Raw genomic sequence first — 21,535 nt, 5'->3', positions numbered from 1 at the left:
AAACGCTTCCAAATGTTGATTGCGTTTCGAGGGGGTTTGTGTTTAGAATGAAGGCAAGCTTTCATATGGTGCAACGTGTTTTTAAGGAAGGTCGGTGGAAATGGCTCATTCAAGTAAATCGATGGTGCTCGAAGAAACAAAAAAATTGGCACATCGAATCATTCATGTCCCCAAAGGCGGGTTTCTGTTCCGGGAACAAGAAGACGCATCCGAATTTTATATTGTAAAGAGTGGACTAATCCAAATTTCGAAATTGACGGAAAATGGAAAAGAATTGACGTTACGTTGTTTAAGCGCTGAGGCTTGTTGCGGAGAATTGACGTTGTTCGCAATCGATCCGAAATATCTGTTTAACGCGAAAGCGTTAGAAGACAGTGAAATTTATGCGGTCAAAATCGAACGGATTGAAACGATGATTTTGTCATCGAATCCCGAGTTCGTCCGCGAGTTCATGATTATGATTAACGAACATATGCGGAAGCAGCATACGAAATTTAGAGACTTGGTGTTGAACGGGAAGAAAGGGGCGCTTTATTCGACGCTCATTCGCATGGCGAACAGCTATGGGGTGGAAGTCGAAGGTGGCATTCTCATCGACTTGAAACTGAAAAATCAAGAGCTCGCCAACTATTGCGGAACGTCGCGCGAACGCGTGAACCGCATGTTGAACGAGCTCGCCCAAGAGGGGATTTTGTCGCTCCCGTCTCGTCAAATCATCATTCATGACCTCGACCGCTTGAAACAGCTCAACCATTGTGAGGACTGTCCCATTTCAGTCTGTGTCATCGATTGATCACATCACGGCGGCAAGTGATAGCTCGCCCTCGAAATGTTCTAACCCATCGGCCTCGATTGTACAGGCCGATACATAAAAATCGCCATCTTCCATCAACTCGTAAGACCGAAGTACTCCTTCGGCTAGCTTGACCCCGTTAGCACGGACTTCGACGACGACACCTTCCATCGAGCGAACGCGCGCTGCGGACAAAAAGTCCAGCCAACGTTTGAAGTGGCGATAGACGGTGACCACCGTCCCGTCCCCTAGGTAGCCGATGACCGCCTGGGTATCATCGATCGTCACGTCGTGGTTTGTATCGATTCGGACAAGCAAGTCATGCAGGGCTTGCAGTTCTTCCATCGGACTTTCCAGTGGGAACGTGACGGTGATGCCCGTCTCCGTGAACGCCGCTTCGGCAATCGAGACACCGAAGACGCGGAACACATGGGCCCGATCTTGACTGAAGAAATATGGCTGCAGCGCCAAACGAGCCTCGGATGCGCAATGAATTTGAATAAGATGTGACACAGTTATCCCTCCTCTATTCCTTACGATAAGGAATCGGGGAGGGTTTTTCTGTGTTCAATGTCACAGAACCGAAAGAAAGGCGATTTTGTCACAGATTGATGACAAGCCGATAAAAAAACTCAACATGCGAAATAAGTGTGAAAGAAGGCACACTTTTTTAAGGGAGGGGTCGATAGGATGGGATTAGGATACGAATTGAACCGTTTAGAGGAGGAATAGACAATGCAACAATTAGACAAAGGGTCGCATGCACTCGCCGAGTGGAAGCCAGAGGACGTGGGGTTCTGGGAAGGGACGGGGAAGCAAGTCGCCAATCGCAACCTGCTCGTCTCGGTCCCGGCCCTGACGCTTGCGTTCATCGTTTGGCAGATGTGGTCGGTCGCGGCCGTCCAATTGAATTCGATCGGGTTCAGCTTTACCCAAAGTCAACTGTTCACCTTGGCCGCCCTGCCTGGACTTGTCGGGGCATCGTTGCGCTTTTTCTACACGTTTGCGAACAGCATATTCGGCGGACGGAACTGGACGATTTTCTCGACATCGATTTTGCTGTTGCCGCTCCTTGGTATCGCCTACGCCGTCCAAAACGTCGAAACACCGTATTGGGTGTTCATGATTTTGGCCGCTCTGTGCGGGCTCGGCGGTGGAAATTTCTCGTCGTCAAACGCCAATATCGGTGCCTTTTATCCGAAAGCGAAAAAAGGGACCGCGCTCGGGATTAACGGTGGCATCGGGAACTTAGGCGTCTCGCTCGTCCAATTGATCACGCCGCTCGTCATCACGACAGGAATCTTCGGGGTCATCGGTGGAAACGCCCTCGTGACGGAGACCGGACAAGAGATTTGGCTCCAAAACGCCGCATTGCTCTGGGTCGTGCCGACCATCATCTTGACGGTGTGTGCGTACTTGTTCATGGACAACTTACCGACGGCACGCCAATCGATTCGTGAACAAGCGAGCGTGTTCAAAGACAAGCACTTCTGGATTCAAACGTTGCTCTATACCGCGGCGTTCGGTTCGTTCATCGGATACGCAGCGGCGTTCCCGATGATCTTGAAGTTAAAATTCCCGGAATCGGATTTGATGGCGCTCGCCTTCCTCGGTGCCTTCCTCGGTGCTTCCTCGCGGCCGTTCGGAGGATGGATTAGCGATAAAGTCGGGGCCGCCAAAGTGACATTGGTCGTGTTCGGAATCATGGCACTCGGGACGATGAGTGTCATCTTGGCCATCACGAACAACAACTTGACGATGTTTTTCATCTCGTTCGTCGTTTTGTTCATTGCGACGGGACTCAACTCCGGTGCGACGTTCGCGATGATTCCCCACGTGTTCGTGGCGACGAAGACGCCGGCTGTCGTCGGATTCTCGGCAGCGTTTGCCGCTTACGGTGCTTTCTTCATTCCGAAGATGTTTGGCTGGTCGCTTGAGTTCGTCGGCTCATTTAATGGCGCGTTGTTCGTCATGCTCGCTCTTTATGCGATTTCAATCATCACTACCATTTATTACTATTTGCGAAACGGTGCTGAAAAGCCGATTCGCTGACTTTTGGGAAGGGACTTCGTCGGTCCCTTCTGTCGTTGACAGAAAGGATGAACCTACATGACACCATGGACCGATCGTCGGAGACGACCGTTGGAAGATTTGCGTATCTCGGTGATTGATAAATGTAACTTCCGATGCCGCTACTGCATGCCGGAAGAAGCGTTTCGCCACCACCAATTTTTAAAGCGAGATGAGTTATTATCATTCGATGAGATTGAGCGATTCGTTCGGATTATCGCCCCGCATGGCGTGAAGAAAGTGCGCTTGACCGGAGGTGAACCGTTACTCCGAGCGAATCTCGATGAACTGATTCACCGTCTCCGAGCGGTCACGACCATCGAGACGATCGGGTTGACGACGAACGGCGTCTATTTAGAACGGATGGCGAAGGCGTTGAAACAAGCAGGGCTGGACCGGGTCAATGTGAGTCTAGACGCCTTATCAGCCGAGACGTTCGGGATGATGAACGGGCGCGGGACGTCGCCCGAGACGGTGTTACGAGGCATCGATGAGGCGAAACGACAAGGGCTTGAGGTGAAAGTGAACATGGTCGTCCGGAAAGGATGGAACGATCATGAAGTTGCCCCGATGGCCGCTTATTTCAAAGAACGGAATATCACGCTTCGTTATATCGAGTTCATGGATGTTGGCACGGCGAATGAGTGGAATGTCGAACATGTCGTATCGTCCGAATCGATTCTCGAGGTGTTGCGCCAACAGAACGGCTTGCTCGAACCACTTGCTCCCGAGGCGCTCGGGGAGGTGGCCAAACGTTACCGCTACGATGATGGAGCAGAAGTTGGTTTTATCTCTTCGGTCAGTCAACCGTTCTGCGGGACGTGCACACGAGGTCGGCTATCGAGCGATGGCAAATGGTATACGTGCCTGTTCGCGGAAGAAGGGACAGATATTCGCGAGTTGCTTCGCAGCGGAGCGAGTGACGACCTCATCGCGATGACGTTAAAAATGGTATGGGAAGTGCGCGACGATCGCTATTCGGAAGAACGATCACGAAATGGGAACCGGACACGCAACCGGATTGAAATGAGTTACATCGGAGGGTGAAGACCATGCAAACACACAATCACGTACATGAAAATACAAAGCGTGTCCGGGCCGCGATTTTAACAATCTCGGATACACGCACGCTCGATACAGATGTTTCGGGAGAACATATTTGCTCGTTGTTAAAAGCAGAGGCTCACACAGTCACATACCGTGAAATCACGAAAGATGATCCGATAGAGATTGAGGCGGCCGTCAGACGAATGGTTGATGAGAAGATGGATGTCATCTTAACGACCGGTGGGACGGGAATTACGAAGCGCGATGTCACCATCGAGACGATTCGACCACTGCTTGACCGGGAGATGGTCGGCTTTGGCGAGTTGTTCCGTCACGTAAGCTTCACGGACGACATCGGACCGGCCGCGATGTTGTCGCGCGCTCTCGCCGGACGTATCGGGGATACAATCATCTTCTCGATGCCAGGGTCACGGGGCGCCGTCGACTTGGCGATGACCCGTTTGATTCTCCCCGAGCTCTCGCACATTGTCTGGGAAGCGACGCGATGATTGGCATCGTTTTGGCAGGCGGCCAATCGCGTCGGTTCGGCTCCCCTAAATGGCAAGCTCGCTACAAAGACGCCTCGTTTGAAGAACGAGCAAGGAACATCCTAGCTACGACGACGGAGACCCAGTGGAGCGTCGTTCCCGCCGGACAGTCGACGACCGCGTATCAACTTGAAGACGACCGAGAATGGCGAGGCATGGGGCCGATCGCAGGCATCGTCACCGTCATGCGGCACGTTACGAGTGATTGGTACGCCGTCTGTGCGTGTGATACGCCCTTGGTGCCAGCAAGTGTTTATGAACGCCTAGCGACGGAACGAAGCGATCAACCGGTCATCGCCTACGCTGACAATCGCATTCATCCGCTCATCGGCTTGTACCCCTGTTCGATGCTTTCAAAATTTGAAGCTGCCTTACATCGTGGCGAACGGGCGGTCATGCCCCACTTGACTGAGGCGACAATTGTCTCATTTGAAGAGCAAGATTGGTTTAAAAATGTGAATACACCAAATGAGTATGAATCTCTGTTCGGGAAGGAAGTGAAGTGATGGAGAAGATGTCGACCCTATTTCGAAAGCCGCTCGCCGTTGACGAGGCGATCGCACTCGTCGAAGAAACGACGGGACGAGCCAAATCGGAAACGGTACCGTTATATCGAGCACACGGACGAATCTTGGCGCTGGACCTTGTCGCGACGCATGACGTTCCAGCGTTCGATAAATCACCGTATGACGGTTTTGCCGTCCGAGCAAGCGACTTGTTGACTGCGAGTCGCGACGAACCAGTGACCTTACCTGTCCAATACGTACAGGGAGCTGGACACGTCGGGGAACCGTTATGTGATGGCGAGGCGATTCGCATCATGACCGGAGCAAAAATCCCAGACGGAGCGGATGCGATTGTCATGCTCGAACTCGTGCAAGCAGATGACCGAGTCGTGACGTTCAAACGGCCAGCCCGCGATGCCAACATCTCCTATCGCGGGGAAGATGTGGCGGCGGGGACGAAACTCATTGACCGAGGTACCCGCATCAATCCAGGCGTCATTGCCTTGCTCGCGACGTTCGGCTACGACCAGGTCGACGTGTACGTGAAACCACACATCACCGTATTCGCGACCGGAGACGAACTCGTCGAACCGGGACGGAAGAAAACCGACGGTCAAATTTATAATTCAAATGCCTATATGATTCTTGCCCAAATCGAGGCACTCGGCGGCACGGCGACGTATGGTGGCATTTTGCCGGATACGTTCCTCTCGACAAAGTGGGCGATTGAAGAGGCGCTTCGGACGAGTGATGCCATCGTCACGACGGGCGGGGTGTCGGTCGGCGATTTCGATTATTTGCCCGATGTGTATGACGCACTCGGAGCGACCGTGTTGTTCAATAAAGTTGGGATGCGTCCAGGTTCTGTCACAACGGTCGCACGCTTCAAGGATCGACTGCTGTTCGGGTTATCGGGTAATCCGTCGGCCTGCTTCGTCGGCACGGAACTATTTGTCGGCACGTATATGAAAACCTTGTTTGGGCAAGCATCGCGTCCGGTCGTTGACGCGATGCTCGGTGCCGATTTCCCGAAACCGAATCCGTTCGACCGGTTCGTGCGCGGACATATATCAATTAACGAAGCCGGACAGGCGGTCGTTCATCCGAGCGGCAAAGATAAGTCGGGCATCGTCTCCTCGCTCGCGACGTGTAACGCGTTGATTCAGCTGCCAGGCGGAACGAGAGGCTTTCAGAAAGGGGACACGGTGCGATGTCGAATCATCGATCAGCTTTAATTTTACAAGTGGTCGGCTATCAAAATAGCGGCAAGACATCGTTCGTTTCCGAATTGACAAAGCAGTTGTCGGCGACAGGAAAACGAGTCGGTGTCATCAAGCATCACGGTCACGGAGGGGCGCTCGATTTGCCAATGACAGACTCGCACCGTCATGCGTTGGCTGGTGCCGTGCTCTCGAGTGTGATTGGTGAAGGGGAGACGTTGATCGAATGGCGAGACACCGACACGTTTGAGTTGCTCCTCAACTGGTACGAGATGCACGTCGACATCGTGCTCATCGAAGGATACAAACGGAAAGACTATCCGAAAGTGGTGCTCGTGCGAGACGGGCATGAACAACCGGTCGATGTGACGAACGTGATCGCACGCGGAGACTCCGTGGCAGATAAGGACCGGTTGATGCGTTCAGTGGAAAGGTGGATGGAGGATGAAATGGTATCAAGTGAATGAACATCCGCTCGAACCGATGGTGCTTTATGAAACGGTCCGGCATCGAAACGTCGGTGCGGTTGTACTCTTCATCGGAACGGTGCGGGAGATGACGGGTTCGAAACAGACGGAGCTCCTCGAGTACGAATCATACGTACCGATGGCCGAGAAGATGCTCGAACAAATCGCGACCGAAGTCGCGGCACGTTGGCCAGGGGCATTGACGGCCATCCATCACCGGATTGGCCGGCTCGACATCATGGAAGAGGCAGTCGTCATCGCCACGAGTTCATCCCATCGTGCCGACGCGTACGAGGCGAATCGATATGCCATCGAACGGATTAAAGAGATCGTCCCGATTTGGAAGCGAGAGCATTGGACCGACGGAACGAAATGGATGGGCGATCAAAAAGAACAACACCCGGGCCGACCGGAAGGAGTGACGTATACATGATTGAAGTACTTTGTTTTGCTCACGTGGCAGAAGAATTAGCGACGCGGTCCTATACGGTCGCGGGTCCACAAACGCTTGCCGCGTTGCGAGCGGATTTGGCCGATCGAGGGGTGTCAGGTGCAGAGCGTCTCATGTTCGCGGTCAATGAACGCTATGAGACGGATACGTATCTCGTTGAAGATGGGGACACGGTCGCCGTCATTCCAATGGTGAGTGGGGGGTAAATGATGGAACTGACACATCTAAACAATCAAGGGCGGGCACGAATGGTCGATGTTTCCGACAAAGCGGAGACGACACGGACGGCTCGGGCCCGTACATCGGTTGAACTGAGCGACACGCTAAAACAGCTGATTACGGGTGGTCGAGTATCGAAAGGCGACGTGCTCGCGGTCGCACAAGTCGCCGGTATCATGGCTGCTAAAGAGACGAGCCGCATCATCCCGATGTGCCATCCGCTCGCCTTGAAAAAAGTCGACTTGACGTTCGAGTGGGACGGGACACAGCTCATCATCGAGTCGTTCGTGAAGACGAAAGGCGATACCGGGGTCGAGATGGAGGCGTTGACGGCCGCGTCCGTCGCTGCCTTGACCGTCTACGACATGACGAAGGCGATCGATAAAGGCATCGTCATCGGACCGACGTATTTACTCGAGAAACAAGGCGGGAAGTCAGGGGATTACGTCCGATGACACACGTTCCGGAACGTTACGCACGGCAAGCGCGATTTCACGGCATCGGAGTGGAGGGTCAAAGCGAGTTGATGGAAAAGCGCGTGCTCGTCGTCGGACTCGGCGCACTTGGTGCGGCTGTTGCTGATCAGCTCGTTCGGGCTGGCGTCCCACTCATCCTCGTCGATCGCGATTATGTCGAAGTGACCAATTTACAACGTCAGACGCTCTACACGGAACAGGACGCACTTGCCGAGACACCGAAAGCGATTGCGGCGCTCGAACGTCTACGTGCCATCAACTCGGACGTTGAGTTGGATGCTCGGATTGCCGACGTATCGTGGGAGTGGCTCCGTACCTTGTCGCCTGTCGACCTCGTCTTGGACGCAACCGATAACGTTGACACACGGTTGTTGTTAAATGATTTCGCACTCGAGCGTGGCATCCCGTTCATGTTCGCCTCCTGTGTCGGGGCGTACGGCATGAACTACACCATCATGCCGGGAGAGGCCCCATGTCTTCGTTGCCTCATGCGTCACTTGCCATTAGCCGGACAGACGTGTGCGACAGCGGGGGTCGTGGCCCCCATCGTCCAACATGTGGCGAGCCGTCAAGTCGTCGAGACGTTGAAGTTTTTAACGGGCCGGCTGGAAAAGCTGGAACGTCGACTTTTGATTGAAGACATGTGGGAAAACCAGTCACAGCGGCTCGATGTCGCACGGCTCGTCGATGTGTCTTGTCCGTCTTGCCAAACCCACGAGTATCCGAGTCTCGTCTCGAATCGACAGCAGACGGCACTTCTATGCGGTCGCGATGTCGTCCAAGTCCGTCGCTCTATCGAAGGGCTTGAACCGATCGCACATCAGCTCGAGCGTGCGGACATCGCGGTGAAACGAACACCGTTCACGTTAGAATGGCGTTGGCGGAATCATCGGATGCTTTTATTTCTTGATGGACGGGTGCTCGTGCATGGGACCGATGAGGCGCATGTTGCCGTTGCCATAGTCGATGAATGTTTAGGGGTATGAAAAAACTGTCCACCGAGCGAACACGTCGGTGGACAGTTTTTTTAGCCAGTGGTTTTTAGACGTCGCCGCCCGCGGATAGACCGAAGCATCTCGACGAGGACGATCCAACTACCGGTGATGACAATCCCAAGCCACGTCATATTTGTATGATTTGGGATTCCGTACCCATCCGCAATTCGGTAAATGTCAATGCCAGCGAATGTAACGGGTTGTCCCGTCGTTTGTGCATCTGAGTAGCCTAACCAAATCAACGTAGAGAACAGCATCGTGGCGATTGCCATCCCAATCGTCGTCCCGACGCCAAGACGTAGCAGTGTTCGTCCCATCAATTGTGCCTCCTCTGAAAATGAATAGTGCTTCCCTTTCATTTACGAGGAGGAGAGGAGAAGGTTTCATCTCCTTCGTCTGTTTAGCGCGGAATCGTGAGCACTTGCCCGACGCTGATCAAGCTGGTGTTCGTGATGTTGTTGGCGGCTGCGATTTTAGCGACAGTCGTGTTATACATCGTCGCAATCTTATAGAGGGTGTCCCCTGATTTAACCGTGTATTTTACTGTGGTCGTTGGTGGTGTGACGGTCGTCCCTGGGATGACGAGGACTTGTCCGACAGTGATTGAATTGATGTTCGTAATCTTGTTGGCGGCGGCAATCTTAGCGACGGTCGTTTTGTACAAAGTGGCGATCTTATAAAGCGTGTCACCCGATTTGACCGTATATTTGACGGTCGTCGTAGGTGGAGGAGTTACAGTGGTACCTGGGATGACGAGCACTTGCCCGACATAAATCGAGTTGTAGTTGGTGATTTTATTGGCGGCTGCAAGGGCAGAGACGGTGACGCCGTAAGCACGAGCGATGCTGTAAAGGGTGTCACCTGATTTGACGGTATACGTTTTGGCAGTCGAAGTAGAACGATAAGCAAGGAGTTGGGAGACGGTGACGAATTTATAGCCCTTCGCTTTCAATTGCGAAATCATCGTCGGCAAGGCGAGCGGTGTGCCCGGAGCGCCGGCACCGGTGTGCATTAAGACGATTGAGCCAGGTTTGATATTCGCTTGAACTTTCGTATTGATTTGGCTTGCGGTGACACCTTTCCAGTCTACTGTGTCGATGTTCCATTGAATCGTGTAGCCGTAGCCGGCTGCACCGACCCCGCTCAACACGGCGCTATTCACGGCGCCAAATGGGGCTCGGAAAATTGGTTTTGTTGTTTTACCGGTGATCGATTTGACTTTTGCTTCTGTCCGGTCAAGTTCTGATTTCATCTGCGTGGCGGTCAACTTCGTGAAGTCTGGATGAGTGTAGGAGTGGTTACCGAGTTGGTGACCTTTAGCGGCGATGTTTTTGATGTATTGAGGATGGTTAGCGGCGCCCGATCCAGTCAAAAAGAAAGTGGCTTTGACGTTGTTCTTGGCAAGTATGTCCAAAATCTTATTCGTGTTCGCACCATCCGCACCGTCATCGAAGGTTAACGCGACGACTTTACTCGTCGTGTTCACGCTCGTGATGAATTTCGAAGCGGCGGCATCGGCCGATTTTGGATAAGCGACTAACGGTGCCAACATGATCAACAAGGCCATTAACACACGTACGAACCTGCTCTTCATTTTGGTTTCGCCTCCATTCTTGGGTGTATGTATCTTGATGTTAAGGCTTTCCATATATTGAGCTGTGTATATATTTTATATACCCCCTTTTGATGGTAAACATCGTTCAACCCTAAAATTAGGCAAAGGATTTTTTGGATAATATCTCTCAAAATTTGTGTTCAATTTATGAGTGACAAACGTGGCAAATCTCACACAATCCTCACACATTTCCTAAAAAAGGGTGCTATCATGAACAATGTGTGAAGAATGTAAGCGATTGAATAGGGGGATTCAACATGAACAATATGGTGAAACGATTCGGCGTGACGTTTGGGCTTGTCGGTCTATTCGTTCTTGGGGCATGCGGGACAGATGAGGCAACAAAAAGTGCCGAGACCGCACCGTCGATGGAGCCAGTAGAGGCAGAATTGAACGTGCCGGCGACAGCCGACAAAGACGAGGCGATCACGTTGGCAGTTCGCGTCACGCAAGACGGGAAAGCAGTCGATGACGCCGACGAGATTAAGTTCGAAGTCTGGAAAAACGGTGCCAAGGAAGAGAGCGAGACGACCGAAGCGGCGCTCACAGAAGACGGAGTGTATGAGGCGGAGACAACTTTTTCCGATGAAGCGGTCTATACGGTACAAGTGCACGTGACGGCTCGATCGATGCACACGATGCCGACGACGAACGTGACGGTCGGTCATCCGGAGGCTGAAGCCGAGGCCAAGGAAGATCATCATAACCATGCCGGAGCGGACATCGTCCTTGATCCGACGCAAGCTGTCGCCAAGGAAGTCCAACCGTTCACCGTCAACGTTGAGATTGAGCATGAGGCGTTGACGGGTGCGGACGTTCAGCTCGAAGTGTTCAAAGACGGAGCGGACAAGCACGACTGGGTCAAGCTTGATGAAACGGAAGGCGGAAGCTATGCAGGTGAGCATACGTTCCCTGAGGCCGGTACGTACAACGTCCAAGTTCATGTGACAAAAGGACACGATATCCATGAACACATTATGGAGACCGTCGAGGTCAAATAAAAAACGATCGGCCGCGGCCGATCGTTTTTCTTATGCGTTCTGATAGAGTGATTCGACTTGTTGTTGAAGCGATTCGTTCTCGAGGAACTCGTCATACGTCGCTTCTTTATCGACGATCCCGTTCGGCGTCACTTCGATGATGCGCGTGGCAATCGTCGAGATGAGCTGATGGTCATGCGAGCTGAAGAGGAGTACGCCTTTGAACGTTTCGAGCCCGTTGTTAAGCGCCGTAATCGACTCGAGGTCCAAGTGGTTCGTCGGATCGTCAAGAACGAGGACGTTCGAGTTTGAGAGCATCATTTTCGAGAGCATGCAACGCACTTTCTCGCCCCCTGAGAGGACAGACGCTTTCTTCATGACTTCTTCGCCTGAGAAGAGCATACGACCGAGGAAGCCGCGAAGGAACGTATCCGACTCGTCTGCTGGTGAGAACTGGCGTAACCAATCCAAGATGCTCTTATCTGAGCCTTCGAAGTATTCTGAGTTGTCTTTCGGGAAGTAAGACTGTGTCGTCGTCACGCCCCATTTGATTGTACCTGTGTCGGGCTCCATCTCACCCATGATGATTTTGAAGAGTGTCGTGATGGCGACGTCCGAACGGCCGACGAATGCGACTTTGTCCGTCTTGTTCAGTGAGAACGTGACGTTATCGAGTACTTTGACGCCATCGATTGTTTTCGAGACGTTGTCGACGTAGAGTACGTCATTCCCGATTTCGCGTTCCATCGAGAAGCCGACGAACGGATAACGGCGTGATGATGGACGGATATCGTCGAGTGTGATTTTATCGAGCAACTTCTTACGCGACGTCGCTTGACGCGCCTTCGAGGCGTTCGAGCTGAAACGGGCGATGAAGTTTTGAAGTTCTTTGATCTTCTCTTCTTTTTTCTTGTTCTGGTCGTTGGCCATACGTGAAGCAAGTTGGCTCGACTCGTACCAGAAGTCGTAGTTCCCGACGTACAATTGAATCTTACCGAAGTCGAGATCGGCCATGTGCGTACATACTTTGTTCAAGAAGTGACGGTCATGGGATACGACGATGACGGTGTTCTCGAAGTTGATTAAGAACTCTTCGAGCCATTGAATCGCTTTAAGGTCAAGACCGTTCGTCGGCTCATCGAGGAGAAGAATGTCAGGTTTGCCAAACAATGCTTGTGCAAGGAGGACTTTGACTTTCTCGCCACCTGTGAGCTCGCTCATGAGCTTGTGGTGTGATGCGTCCGTGATACCGAGCCCTTGAAGGACCATGGCAGCTTCTGATTCAGCTTCCCAACCGTTCATCTCGGCGAATTCGCCTTCGAGTTCAGCCGCGCGCATACCATCTTCGTCAGAGAAGTCTTCCTTCATATAGATGGCGTCTTTTTCTTTCATGACTTGATACAAACGCTCGTGGCCCATGATGACCGTCTCGAGTACCGCTTGATCTTCGTACGCGTAATGGTCCTGTTTAAGGACAGCGAGGCGTTCGCCAGGCGAGAAGCTGACGTCACCTGTTGTCGTCTCTTGCTCACCGGCAAGAATTTTTAAGAATGTTGATTTCCCGGCGCCGTTTGCGCCGATCAAGCCGTAGCAGTTGCCTGGTGTGAACTTGATGTTCACGTCTTCGAACAACTTGCGTCCACCGAATTGGAGACTTACGTTATTTACTGTAATCATGTATAGGATCCCTCGTTTTTCTGATTTGTTTACGACGTGTATTGTATCACGTTTTTGGAAAACGCGCAGTCGTGGGTAAAAATGAAACGAACGTTGACGAGATTCGTATAGCTTGATAAGGGGGAATTCAAATGAAAACATCACTATCCATTCGCGAGGCGTGGTCGAACTATTATCGGAACGACTTTCTGCGACTGTGGATCCTTTTCATCATTACCAGCATCGGGTCGTACTTCTTGTTTCGATCGTTTATCGCACCCGATCAAGTAGACGAGATTTTAGCCCAGCTCGGAGATACGTTTGAATCGAGGGGCTTGACGTTCGATACGAGCGCGCGCGAGACGATGATCGCCTTGTTCGTTAACAATACACGCGTCACGTTGTTCGCTTTCCTGCTCGGGATGATTCCGCTCTTCATTCCATACGTGTTCGTCGTCATCAACGCCGCTGTCATCGGTTTAGTCGCCATGCTCGTCGGGTTCGCCGGCGAATCGGTCGTCCGGGTCATCGTGCTCGGCATCTTGCCGCACGGAATCACCGAGATTTCGGCCATCTTGCTCGGAGCGGCGATGGGATTATCGCTCAACCGTTACGTGTGGAAGAAACTGCGCGGGAAAGAGACGGACGTCACGTTCAAGGCGCTATTTGTGGCAGGCGTGAAGATGTTTCTCTTCATCGCGGTGCCGCTCCTCGCCATTTCGGCCGTCATCGAGGCATACGTGACCCCACTGTTGTTACAGTAAAAAAGCCATCAGCGATGGCTTTTTTACTTGAAATGATTCGTTGTCTCAACGCAACGGATCATACGAATCCCTTCTGTGGTCAGCTCGCCGTTCACTTGCCACATTTCTAGTCCGTCCGCAATCGCCTCGCGAATCATCTGGCGAATCCGTGCGTCTTGTTTCCGGTTCGGATTGCCGGTGAACACGGGCGCGTCGTATAGGAAGACATACAGCAGGACAGCCCGTTTGGTTTCAGGCAACGTCGCAATCAACGTCTCGAGATGCCGCATCAACCGTTCGGTCTCGACCGGTCTCGTCACCGCACGTCGTTCAAAGCGCGAGAGAGGCGTCACGAACAGCTCGGCGAGTGGTGCCTTCACTTCCATATAAACACCATCGACCTTGAAATCGAGTCGTGATGACCCGACGACTTGCTCACGCCCCACCTGTTTGGGGGAAGGAAAGACCGGTAATGCGTCCGTGTCCAAACAATGCGCGACGAAATCGTTGGCGCGACCTTGATGAATCCCGATCCATTGTCCATCCGCATCGATTGAGACGGCTTCTACCGTGTAGGCCGTGTGCCGTCGCGGGTCGTTCGTCGTCGAGACGAGACAAGGCACCCCGTCAAAGACGAGATCGCCGATGCGGCCTGTGACCGGACAGTGACAGGCGACGACGGTGTCACCGAGCAACACGTCCATCACGAACCGATTGCGCCGTTTCAAGATGATCCCTTCATGCAGGGGTTGTGCGAAGCGATACATCGTCAGTCGACGCGTGTGACCGTCGTGTCGAGCTCGAACGTGACGTTGCCGGCCAAGGCGCGTGAAATCATGCAACCGTCTTTCGCTTTTTTAGCAATCCGTTCGACGAGCGTGAGGTCACGGTCTGTGGCTGTTGCCGGCACGTTGATGAGGGTCGTGTAGCGAATCGTCTCATACGTGAAGACGCCGTTCGTCACGTCGACGATGCCTTCGGCGTCGATGGTGATGCCACGGTGCGGCAGGTCACTGCGCCCGAGCATGGCCGCGAGCGTGATGATATAGCAAGTCGCCGCAGCACCGAGAAGCATCTCATCAGGGTTCGTCCCGATGCCGGGCCCATCCATTTCCGGGGGAATCGAGATTTGTGTTTTCAACCGTTCAGCCTCGAGCGTACCGACGTCATTGCGTCCGCCGGTCCAGTCGAGGTTCATTTGAAACGTATGCTTCATAAAAATCGCCTCCAATGTCTCTATTCTAGAAGAGAACGATTGGAGGCGCATGTGTTATGCTCGCGCGCGTTCAGCGAACGTGCGGAGCGTCTGGATGATGACATGGGTCGCTTTTTCCATGTTGTTGACGGAGACGTACTCGAACTTGCCGTGATAGTTCTCGCCGCCCGTGAAGATGTTCGGGGTCGGGAGTCCCATATACGACAGTTGCGAGCCGTCTGTCCCGCCGCGAATCGGTTCGATTTTCGGTTCGATGCCGAGTTCGAGCATGACATCGGCGACCGTGTCGACGATATGTTTCACCGGCTCGATTTTCTCGGCCATGTTGTAGTATTGGTCATCCATCTTCAAGTCGATGCGCGCTTCGCCGTATTTCTGTTTCCATTCGACGACGAGTTTTTCAAGCAACGCTTTGCGCGCTTCGAACTTCGTGCGGTCGTGGTCGCGGATGATGTATTGGAGCGTCGTCGTCTCCACGTCGCCAGAGAAGCCGTTCAAATGGAAGAAGCCTTCATAGTCGCTCGTATGCTCTGGCGCCTCATCGGCCGGAAGGCGGTTGTGGAATGCCATCGCCAATTTCATCGAGTTGACCATCTTGTTTTTGGCACTGCCCGGGTGAACGTTCGTCCCATGGAACGTGACCGTGGCACCGGCGGCGTTGAAACTCTCATATTGGAGTTCGCCGAGCGGGCCACCGTCCATCGTATAGGCGAAGTCGGCGTTGAAACGGGCGACGTCGAACTTGTGCGGGCCGCGGCCAATCTCTTCGTCCGGTGTGAAGGCGATGCGGACCGGTCCGTGCGGAATTTCCGGATGGGCCAATAAGTATTCGACAGCGGTGACGATTTCAGCCATGCCGGCTTTATCATCGGCCCCGAGCAGCGTCGTCCCGTCTGTCGTGATGAGCGTATGGCCGACGTAGCCGTCGAGTTCCGGGAAGTCACGCGGCGACAAGATGACTTGGAGCGCCTCGTTCAAGACGATATCGCCACCCTCGTAATGCTCGACTAGTTGCGGGTTGACGTTCGTCCCGGTGAAGTCGGTCGCCGTATCAACGTGGGCAAGTAAGCCGATTGTCGGTACATCGTGGTCGACGTTACTCGGGAGCGTGGCAAACAAGTAGCCATATTCATCCGTCTCGACGTCTTCGAGTCCGATTGCTTTCAACTCGGCCTCGAGATGGCGAATCAAATCCCATTGTTTCGCCGTCGACGGTGTCGTCTCACTCGTGAAGTCGGATTGTGTATCAATTTTTGCATACGTGATTAAACGTTCAATCAATTTCGATTGCATGGTCTGCCTCCTCTGATGAATCTGTTCTCATTTAGTTTAGCATGAGAGCCGTTTTGAAAAGTATCGAAATTGTTTGAAAATAAAAAGAGAGGCGCAATGGCCTCTCTTCGTGCCCGATTTCTTCCCGAATCAAAACAGAAGAGGAAGTAGAAACGGCAACACGAATGACGTGAAGATGGCAGACAGACCCATCGCGGCGCCGCCTGTCGCCCCTGACAGCGGGTGTTCTGTGGCTGCTTGGGCCGTGCCGATGCCGTGGCTCAGCGTCCCGAGCGCCAATCCTCGTGTGAACGGGTCGGTCACGTTGAAGCGCGTCAGAATCGTCGGACCGAGCATGGCCCCGAGAATCCCACAAGCGACGGCGACCGACGCGGCGAGTGCGGCGTCACCTTGCAGTTGCCGCGCCAATTCCAGTGCGATTGGTGACGTCACTGATTTTACGGACAAGGCGAGCAAGACGTGATCTGTCAATTTAAGCGCAGTCCCTAACCCGACAGCGACGAAAATTGTCGACAGCGTCCCGAGCATGATGGCCCCGAGCGCCCGTTTCGCACGCGCGAGCAAAATGGGCAAGTTGCGATAGAGTGGTAATCCGAGTGCGACCGTGGCTGGTCCAAGCAGCGTCGTGATGGCGTCTCGAGCCGGAGCGTACGCATCATACGTCTGTCCGGACAACAGCAACACCACAATCAATGTCGCCGTGCTCAAGAAGACGACGTTCGTGAACGGGGACGCCCATTTAAATGACAGTTTGCGGCTCAACATGTAGATGCCGATGGTGACGAGCACCCAAAATAACGTCATGACGCTTCACCTTCTTTTCCGGAGATGAGGGCGGTGACGATGAGGCCGACGAATAGGCTGATGATCAAGGCGGCAAAGAGCGGCACGCCTTCCGCTTTTAATAAATCACTGTACGACATGAGTCCGACCGCGATCGGGATAAAGAAGAAGGCGAGATGCTTCGTCAAAAAGCCGGCGCTGTCTTCAATCCACTCGACACGGATCAATTTGGTCATCAGTAAGAGCAGCAAGAGGACCATCCCGATGACGCTTCCGGGAACTTTTAAATCAAGCGTCGCGACAATCCAATTTCCGAGTGCGCTCAAGCCAAACAAGAGCGAAAGGCCGATCACCCATTCGATGAGACGTTGCATATGTGACATCCTTTCACGAATAAGTTCAAAACGTAAGCATCTTCTCAAGTTTCATTCATTCGGTCAAGAGAAAGGCTATATAAAAAATGATAAAGGGTACACACGTTCGGTATGATAGACTACTTGTATCATATCCGAATGAGGTGTTCGAATGGAACTTCAATCAATCAAACAGTTTATTGACCAGCACGGGCTCGAACAGGGGGATGACATCTTGGCGGCGTTCACGAAGCGCGTTAACTTGAAGCTTGAACCCCGAACGACACGAGAAGAAGTCGCAATCGGTCATTCGAAATTTGGCGGCTATCCGGATTTACCGAGTGTGTCGGACCATCCCGGAGAGAACTTGACGTTTTTGGCACAGTTCAGGCTTAGTGACTTCGCTGGATTTGAATCGGTCGAAGCGCTTCCGAAAGAAGGCATGTTATCGTTCTTCTATGATTTGGATGAACAACCGTGGGGTGACGCAGACGAACGTCACCTTTGGCGCGTCCTCTATACAGAAGCGACGACGCTTGAACGGGTACGGGTCGGCGAAGCGCTCAAGGAGCGGGCTGCCACATTCGAGGAAGGTTATGCGCAAAACGATGATGCACTGTTTGATTTGATGAGCGAAGAAGAATATACCGCTTTTGAGGAGCTGTTCGATGAGGGCGAGTTGCATGCGGTGGGCGGGCATCCGGACGAGGTGCAAAACGATGTGTTTGAAGAGATTGAAGAGACGTATGGGGAACGTTTCCGTGACCCGTTTCTCTTATTCCAAATGGATTCGAGTGAAGAACTCGACATCATGTTCGGTGACGCCGGCATCCTTTATTTCCTCATCCCGACCGACGCCCTCAAAGACAAGAGCTTTGAAGAGGCAGAAATCATCATGCAATGCTATTAAACACAAAAAGAGAGTCGACCCTATTTGGGCCAACTCTCTTTTGCGTTACGCTTGTTTTTTCTTGCGGAACCGTGCGAAGAACTCATACACGATTGGGACGATGAGGAGCGTCAACAGCGTCGAACTTGTCAATCCGCCGATGACGGTCACACCGAGACCTTTCGAGATCAAGGCGCCGCCTTCAAGGCCAAGTGCGAGCGGAGCGAGGGCACCGATTGTCGCGAGCGCCGTCATGAGAATCGGACGGAGACGTGTACCGGCTGCCTCGAGCAACGCATCACGCGTCGAGAGACCGGCCGCTTCTTTATGAATGACGCGGTCAATCAGGACGATGGCGTTCGTGACGACGATCCCAATCAACATAAGCGCACCGATCAAGGCTGATACCGAAATCGTTTCGCCTGTGATGAGTAGGGCGACAAGTCCCCCGATAATCGCATAAGGAAGCGAGAACAGGACGACGAACGGTGTGACGGCACCGCCGAACGTGATGACGAGCACCAAGTAGACGATGGCGACGGCCGCGAGCATGGCGAGACCGAGCTGGGTGAACGATTCTTGAATCTGTTCAGTGACCCCACCGACGTCATAAGAGACGCCAGTCGGGAGCTCGATGTCAGACACACGTTCTTCGATAGCAGCCGAAGCTTCCGTCGCTTTGTCCGTGCTGAGCTCGACGTTGACGCGAGCGAGGAGCTTCCCGTCGCGTTGGACGAGCGTATCCGGTGTCGTACCTTCCTCGACTTCGATGAAGTCCGAGATTGGCCGAGGGCCGAACGGCGTCGTCACTTCTTGTTCTTGCAACTCTTCGATGCTGTCGTACGTGACTTGTTCTGTCGGGATGATGACATCGAGTTGCTTGTCATCGATCGTCACGGTCGAAAGCGGGCTTTCTTGCGCTTGGAACTGTCCAATCGTCTGGGCGAGCTGAGCGGCCGAGACGCCTGCCTCAGCAGTAGCTTGCTGGTCGACGTTGAACGTGTACTGCACGTAAGATTCGCGAAGATCGGACGTCGCTTGACGGACGTAATCCGTCTCTTCTTCAATCGTCTCGATGAATGTCGGGACGATGGCTTCTAGATCTTCGAGCGAGTTGGCATAGACGTTGTACGTCACGCCACTCGTGCCGGCGCCGCCGGCGAAGTCTTGCTCTTTCCATTCCCCGCCTGTAGCGAGTTCGTTCAAGCGTTCGACGTCAGCGATTTTGACGTCAGCGAAATCTTCTGTGTCCGGGTCATACTGGACGATGAAAATCCCTTGTTTGTTGTTCCCCGGGTTGAGCGGGTTCTCGCCACCGACCGTGAATTGGACGTCGGTCGCGTCTGCTTGCTCTTCCATGAAATAAGTTTCGGCGATTTCAGCTGCCGCAATCGAATCGTCGAGTGTTTGGCCCGGTTCTGGGTCGAACGTGACGTAAAGCGTCTTCTCCGACTCTTGGTTCAAGAAGTTGACCCCGATGGCTGGGACGAGGGCGAAACTTCCGATTAAGAGTGCTGTCGCGAGACCGAAGACGACGAGTTTATGGTTGAGCGACCAGTTGAGGACACCACGATACCATTGCGCGAGCTTCCCTGGTCCTTCTTCTGGTTTCAATTTATCGCGGTTCTTAAAGAACGAGTCGGCCATCATCGGTACGACCGTGATCGCGACGAGTAATGACGCGAGCAAGGCGAAGACGACGGTCAAGGCGAACGGTAAGAACAGCTCACCGACGAAGCCAGTGACGAACCCGAGCGGCAAGAAGACAGCGATTGTGACAATCGTCGACGACGCGATCGGAATGAACACTTCTTTCGTCGAGGCGATAATCAGTTCTTTGCCTCGCAACGTCTCGTTCGGACGGGTGAGGCGGCGGTAAATGTTCTCAATGACGACGATGGAGTCGTCGACGACGCGTCCGATGGCGACGGTCATCGCGCCGAGCGTCATGATGTTAAGCGTGATGTCGAGCTGTTTCAAGACGATCAATGCCATAAGGAGCGAGAGCGGAATCGAGATGACCGCAATAATCGTCGAGCGGAAGTTACGAAGGAACACGAGAATGATCAAGATGGCGAACAAGCCACCGAGCAACGCTTTCGAGACCATCGTCTCGACCGATTCTTCAATCGGTTGACCTTGGTCGAGCGTGACCGATACTTTGGCCGTGTCATAGTCGGCTTCGAAGTCGGCGAGCACGTCTTTGACGGCGTTGACGACGTCGACGGTGTTCGCATCTTGTGTTTTCGTCACTTGAATCCCGATGGAACGTTCCCCGTTCGACCGTGAAATCGATTCCTCGATCCCGCGGTCTTCAATCGTCGCGAGTTCGCTCAAGGCGACGGTCGGGACAGTCGTCGGGATGTTGGCTGGTGGCACGGCACCTGGCACTTCAGTCGGGACTTGTGGAGTCTCGCCAGTCGGAAGTTCTGTTGGCGCACCTGGCACCGGCTGTTCCGTTTGTGCGGGTGAGTACGGGATTTGGAGGTCGCGGAACGCTTCGAGCGTCTCCGACTTCCCGTCGATGACGACGGCTTGTTCCGTATCACCGAGTTCATACAAGCCGAGCGCGATGCGGGCATCGTTCGCTTGAATCAACTGTTTGACCGTGTCTTCCGTCAAGTTGTATTCGGCAAGTGCCTCCTCATCGAACTGAAGCTCGACGCGACGAATCTCTTGTCCGGCGATTTGCACGGTCTGAGCGCCTTCTACACCTTCAAGCGCTGGTTGTAACTCATCTTCGACCAATTTCGTCAATTCAGCCAAATCGAGACTCTCATCCGAGACGGCTGCCCCGATGACCGGGAACGCGTCAAAGCTGAGACGCGACACCTGCGGGTCTTGGACGGCTTCAGGCAACTCGACGTTGCTGAGCGCGTCTTTGACCAGTTGTTCAGCCTCTTCCATGTCGGTGCTGAAGTCGTAATCGATTTGAATGTTTGAAGCGTTCTGGAACGAAGACGAACGAACTTGTTCGACACCGTTCAAGCTCTTCAAGCGTTCTTCGAGCACGGTGCTCACTTCGTCGAGCACTTGTTCAGGTGAGGCTCCTGGATAAATCGTCGTCACCGAGACGGTCGGTGTCGTGATGTCAGGCAATGTTTCTAGTTTCATCGTCAAGCCGGCGAAAATTCCGGCGGCTGTCAAGATGATCGTCATCAACCAGACTGCGAACTTGTTGTTGACGGAGAAGGACGTGATTTTCTGCATGGGAT

At 53.3% G+C, this 21,535-nt stretch carries 24 protein-coding genes; 14 read left to right on the top strand and 10 right to left on the bottom strand.

The genetic code is table 11. The features are described from left to right. The first annotated feature begins 100 nt into the window (after window positions 1–100). On the top strand, window positions 101–793 hold the full coding sequence (locus KNP80_RS08475; RefSeq protein WP_021068023.1) for a Crp/Fnr family transcriptional regulator: 693 nt from the start codon (window positions 101–103) through the stop codon (window positions 791–793). On the opposite strand, the gene KNP80_RS08470 is transcribed toward KNP80_RS08475, so the two are convergent. Continuing rightward, window positions 794–1,306, bottom strand: coding sequence for a hypothetical protein (locus KNP80_RS08470; RefSeq protein ID WP_214834502.1), 513 nt, complete (start codon window positions 1,304–1,306; stop codon window positions 794–796). A gap of 222 nt (window positions 1,307–1,528) precedes the next feature. On the opposite strand from KNP80_RS08470, the gene KNP80_RS08465 reads away from it, so the two are divergent. The 10 genes from KNP80_RS08465 to KNP80_RS08420 are packed head-to-tail and all read left to right on the top strand — an operon-like array spanning window position 1,529 to window position 8,783. Next, complete coding sequence (locus tag KNP80_RS08465) at window positions 1,529–2,845, top strand: MFS transporter (RefSeq protein ID WP_214832969.1); 1,317 nt, start codon at window positions 1,529–1,531, stop codon at window positions 2,843–2,845. A gap of 57 nt (window positions 2,846–2,902) precedes the next feature. Continuing rightward, a complete protein-coding gene (moaA, locus tag KNP80_RS08460; RefSeq protein ID WP_214801631.1) occupies window positions 2,903–3,910 on the top strand; it encodes a GTP 3',8-cyclase MoaA in 1,008 nt (335 codons plus the stop codon). 5 nt (window positions 3,911–3,915) lie between these two features. Further along, entirely contained in the window at window positions 3,916–4,419 is a 504-nt protein-coding gene (locus tag KNP80_RS08455) for a MogA/MoaB family molybdenum cofactor biosynthesis protein (protein ID WP_021068027.1), read from the top strand. Continuing rightward, window positions 4,416–4,964 (top strand): molybdenum cofactor guanylyltransferase, encoded by a 549-nt coding sequence (locus KNP80_RS08450; protein ID WP_214832967.1) that lies wholly within the window; start codon window positions 4,416–4,418, stop codon window positions 4,962–4,964. The genes KNP80_RS08455 and KNP80_RS08450 overlap by 4 nt, the downstream gene beginning before the upstream one ends. Then, complete coding sequence (locus KNP80_RS08445; protein ID WP_214834499.1) at window positions 4,964–6,199, top strand: molybdopterin molybdotransferase MoeA; 1,236 nt, start codon at window positions 4,964–4,966, stop codon at window positions 6,197–6,199. The genes KNP80_RS08450 and KNP80_RS08445 overlap by 1 nt, the downstream gene beginning before the upstream one ends. Then, window positions 6,175–6,651: a molybdopterin-guanine dinucleotide biosynthesis protein B gene (gene mobB / locus KNP80_RS08440; protein WP_214834498.1), complete on the top strand. Its 477-nt coding sequence runs from the start codon at window positions 6,175–6,177 to the stop codon at window positions 6,649–6,651. Before KNP80_RS08445 ends, mobB begins: the two co-directional genes overlap by 25 nt. Beyond that, window positions 6,629–7,084, top strand: coding sequence for a molybdenum cofactor biosynthesis protein MoaE (locus KNP80_RS08435; RefSeq protein WP_214832961.1), 456 nt, complete (start codon window positions 6,629–6,631; stop codon window positions 7,082–7,084). Before mobB ends, KNP80_RS08435 begins: the two co-directional genes overlap by 23 nt. Further along, window positions 7,081–7,308, top strand: a complete 228-nt coding sequence (locus tag KNP80_RS08430; RefSeq protein ID WP_214834496.1) for a MoaD/ThiS family protein — start codon at window positions 7,081–7,083, stop codon at window positions 7,306–7,308. Before KNP80_RS08435 ends, KNP80_RS08430 begins: the two co-directional genes overlap by 4 nt. Further along, complete coding sequence (gene moaC, locus KNP80_RS08425; RefSeq protein WP_214832956.1) at window positions 7,309–7,776, top strand: cyclic pyranopterin monophosphate synthase MoaC; 468 nt, start codon at window positions 7,309–7,311, stop codon at window positions 7,774–7,776. It abuts the gene before it with no gap. Continuing rightward, window positions 7,773–8,783: a ThiF family adenylyltransferase gene (locus KNP80_RS08420; protein WP_214834493.1), complete on the top strand. Its 1,011-nt coding sequence runs from the start codon at window positions 7,773–7,775 to the stop codon at window positions 8,781–8,783. Before moaC ends, KNP80_RS08420 begins: the two co-directional genes overlap by 4 nt. A gap of 41 nt (window positions 8,784–8,824) precedes the next feature. Here the strand turns inward: KNP80_RS08420 and KNP80_RS08415 are convergent, their stop codons facing one another. Next, window positions 8,825–9,109, bottom strand: a complete 285-nt coding sequence (locus KNP80_RS08415) for an LlsX family protein (RefSeq protein ID WP_214834491.1) — start codon at window positions 9,107–9,109, stop codon at window positions 8,825–8,827. Between the two features lie 83 nt (window positions 9,110–9,192). Continuing rightward, window positions 9,193–10,344 (bottom strand): LysM peptidoglycan-binding domain-containing protein, encoded by a 1,152-nt coding sequence (locus KNP80_RS08410; RefSeq protein ID WP_353047986.1) that lies wholly within the window; start codon window positions 10,342–10,344, stop codon window positions 9,193–9,195. A gap of 320 nt (window positions 10,345–10,664) precedes the next feature. Here KNP80_RS08410 and KNP80_RS08405 point away from each other — a divergent pair, with 320 nt between their 5' ends. After that, complete coding sequence (locus tag KNP80_RS08405) at window positions 10,665–11,408, top strand: FixH family protein (RefSeq protein ID WP_214834487.1); 744 nt, start codon at window positions 10,665–10,667, stop codon at window positions 11,406–11,408. Between the two features lie 30 nt (window positions 11,409–11,438). Here KNP80_RS08405 and KNP80_RS08400 read toward each other — a convergent pair whose 3' ends face one another. Continuing rightward, complete coding sequence (locus KNP80_RS08400) at window positions 11,439–13,064, bottom strand: ABC-F family ATP-binding cassette domain-containing protein (protein ID WP_214718566.1); 1,626 nt, start codon at window positions 13,062–13,064, stop codon at window positions 11,439–11,441. Between the two features lie 131 nt (window positions 13,065–13,195). On the opposite strand from KNP80_RS08400, the gene KNP80_RS08395 reads away from it, so the two are divergent. Continuing rightward, window positions 13,196–13,807 carry a stage II sporulation protein M gene (locus tag KNP80_RS08395; RefSeq protein WP_214834485.1) on the top strand — a complete coding sequence of 204 codons (612 nt, stop codon included), beginning with the start codon at window positions 13,196–13,198 and terminating at the stop codon, window positions 13,805–13,807. Between the two features lie 23 nt (window positions 13,808–13,830). Here the strand turns inward: KNP80_RS08395 and KNP80_RS08390 are convergent, their stop codons facing one another. From KNP80_RS08390 to KNP80_RS08370, 5 genes are all read right to left on the bottom strand, one after another. Continuing rightward, complete coding sequence (locus KNP80_RS08390) at window positions 13,831–14,628, bottom strand: DNA/RNA nuclease SfsA (protein WP_214832945.1); 798 nt, start codon at window positions 14,626–14,628, stop codon at window positions 13,831–13,833. Beyond that, complete coding sequence (locus KNP80_RS08385) at window positions 14,556–15,002, bottom strand: OsmC family protein (RefSeq protein WP_214834483.1); 447 nt, start codon at window positions 15,000–15,002, stop codon at window positions 14,556–14,558. Before KNP80_RS08385 ends, KNP80_RS08390 begins: the two co-directional genes overlap by 73 nt. A 54-nt stretch (window positions 15,003–15,056) precedes the next feature. Beyond that, window positions 15,057–16,295, bottom strand: a complete 1,239-nt coding sequence (gene pepT / locus KNP80_RS08380) for a peptidase T (RefSeq protein WP_214834481.1) — start codon at window positions 16,293–16,295, stop codon at window positions 15,057–15,059. A gap of 129 nt (window positions 16,296–16,424) precedes the next feature. After that, the gene (locus tag KNP80_RS08375; protein ID WP_214834479.1) at window positions 16,425–17,099 is read right to left on the bottom strand and encodes an LrgB family protein; all 675 of its coding nucleotides are present in this window, start codon (window positions 17,097–17,099) and stop codon (window positions 16,425–16,427) included. Beyond that, complete coding sequence (locus tag KNP80_RS08370) at window positions 17,096–17,452, bottom strand: CidA/LrgA family protein (protein ID WP_214830495.1); 357 nt, start codon at window positions 17,450–17,452, stop codon at window positions 17,096–17,098. The genes KNP80_RS08375 and KNP80_RS08370 overlap by 4 nt, the downstream gene beginning before the upstream one ends. A gap of 151 nt (window positions 17,453–17,603) precedes the next feature. On the opposite strand from KNP80_RS08370, the gene KNP80_RS08365 reads away from it, so the two are divergent. Next, window positions 17,604–18,341, top strand: a complete 738-nt coding sequence (locus KNP80_RS08365) for a YwqG family protein (protein ID WP_214718544.1) — start codon at window positions 17,604–17,606, stop codon at window positions 18,339–18,341. A gap of 45 nt (window positions 18,342–18,386) precedes the next feature. On the opposite strand, the gene KNP80_RS08360 is transcribed toward KNP80_RS08365, so the two are convergent. Further along, on the bottom strand, window positions 18,387–21,530 hold the full coding sequence (locus KNP80_RS08360; RefSeq protein ID WP_214718541.1) for an efflux RND transporter permease subunit: 3,144 nt from the start codon (window positions 21,528–21,530) through the stop codon (window positions 18,387–18,389). Between the last annotated feature and the right edge of the window lie 5 nt (window positions 21,531–21,535).

Source organism: Exiguobacterium sp. E4787, assembly GCF_018618375.1.
Taxonomy (GTDB): Bacteria; Bacillota; Bacilli; order Exiguobacteriales; family Exiguobacteriaceae; genus Exiguobacterium; species Exiguobacterium chiriqhucha.
The sequence above is the reverse complement of the archived record's forward strand: the minus strand, read 5'-3'. Positions and strand labels throughout refer to the sequence as shown.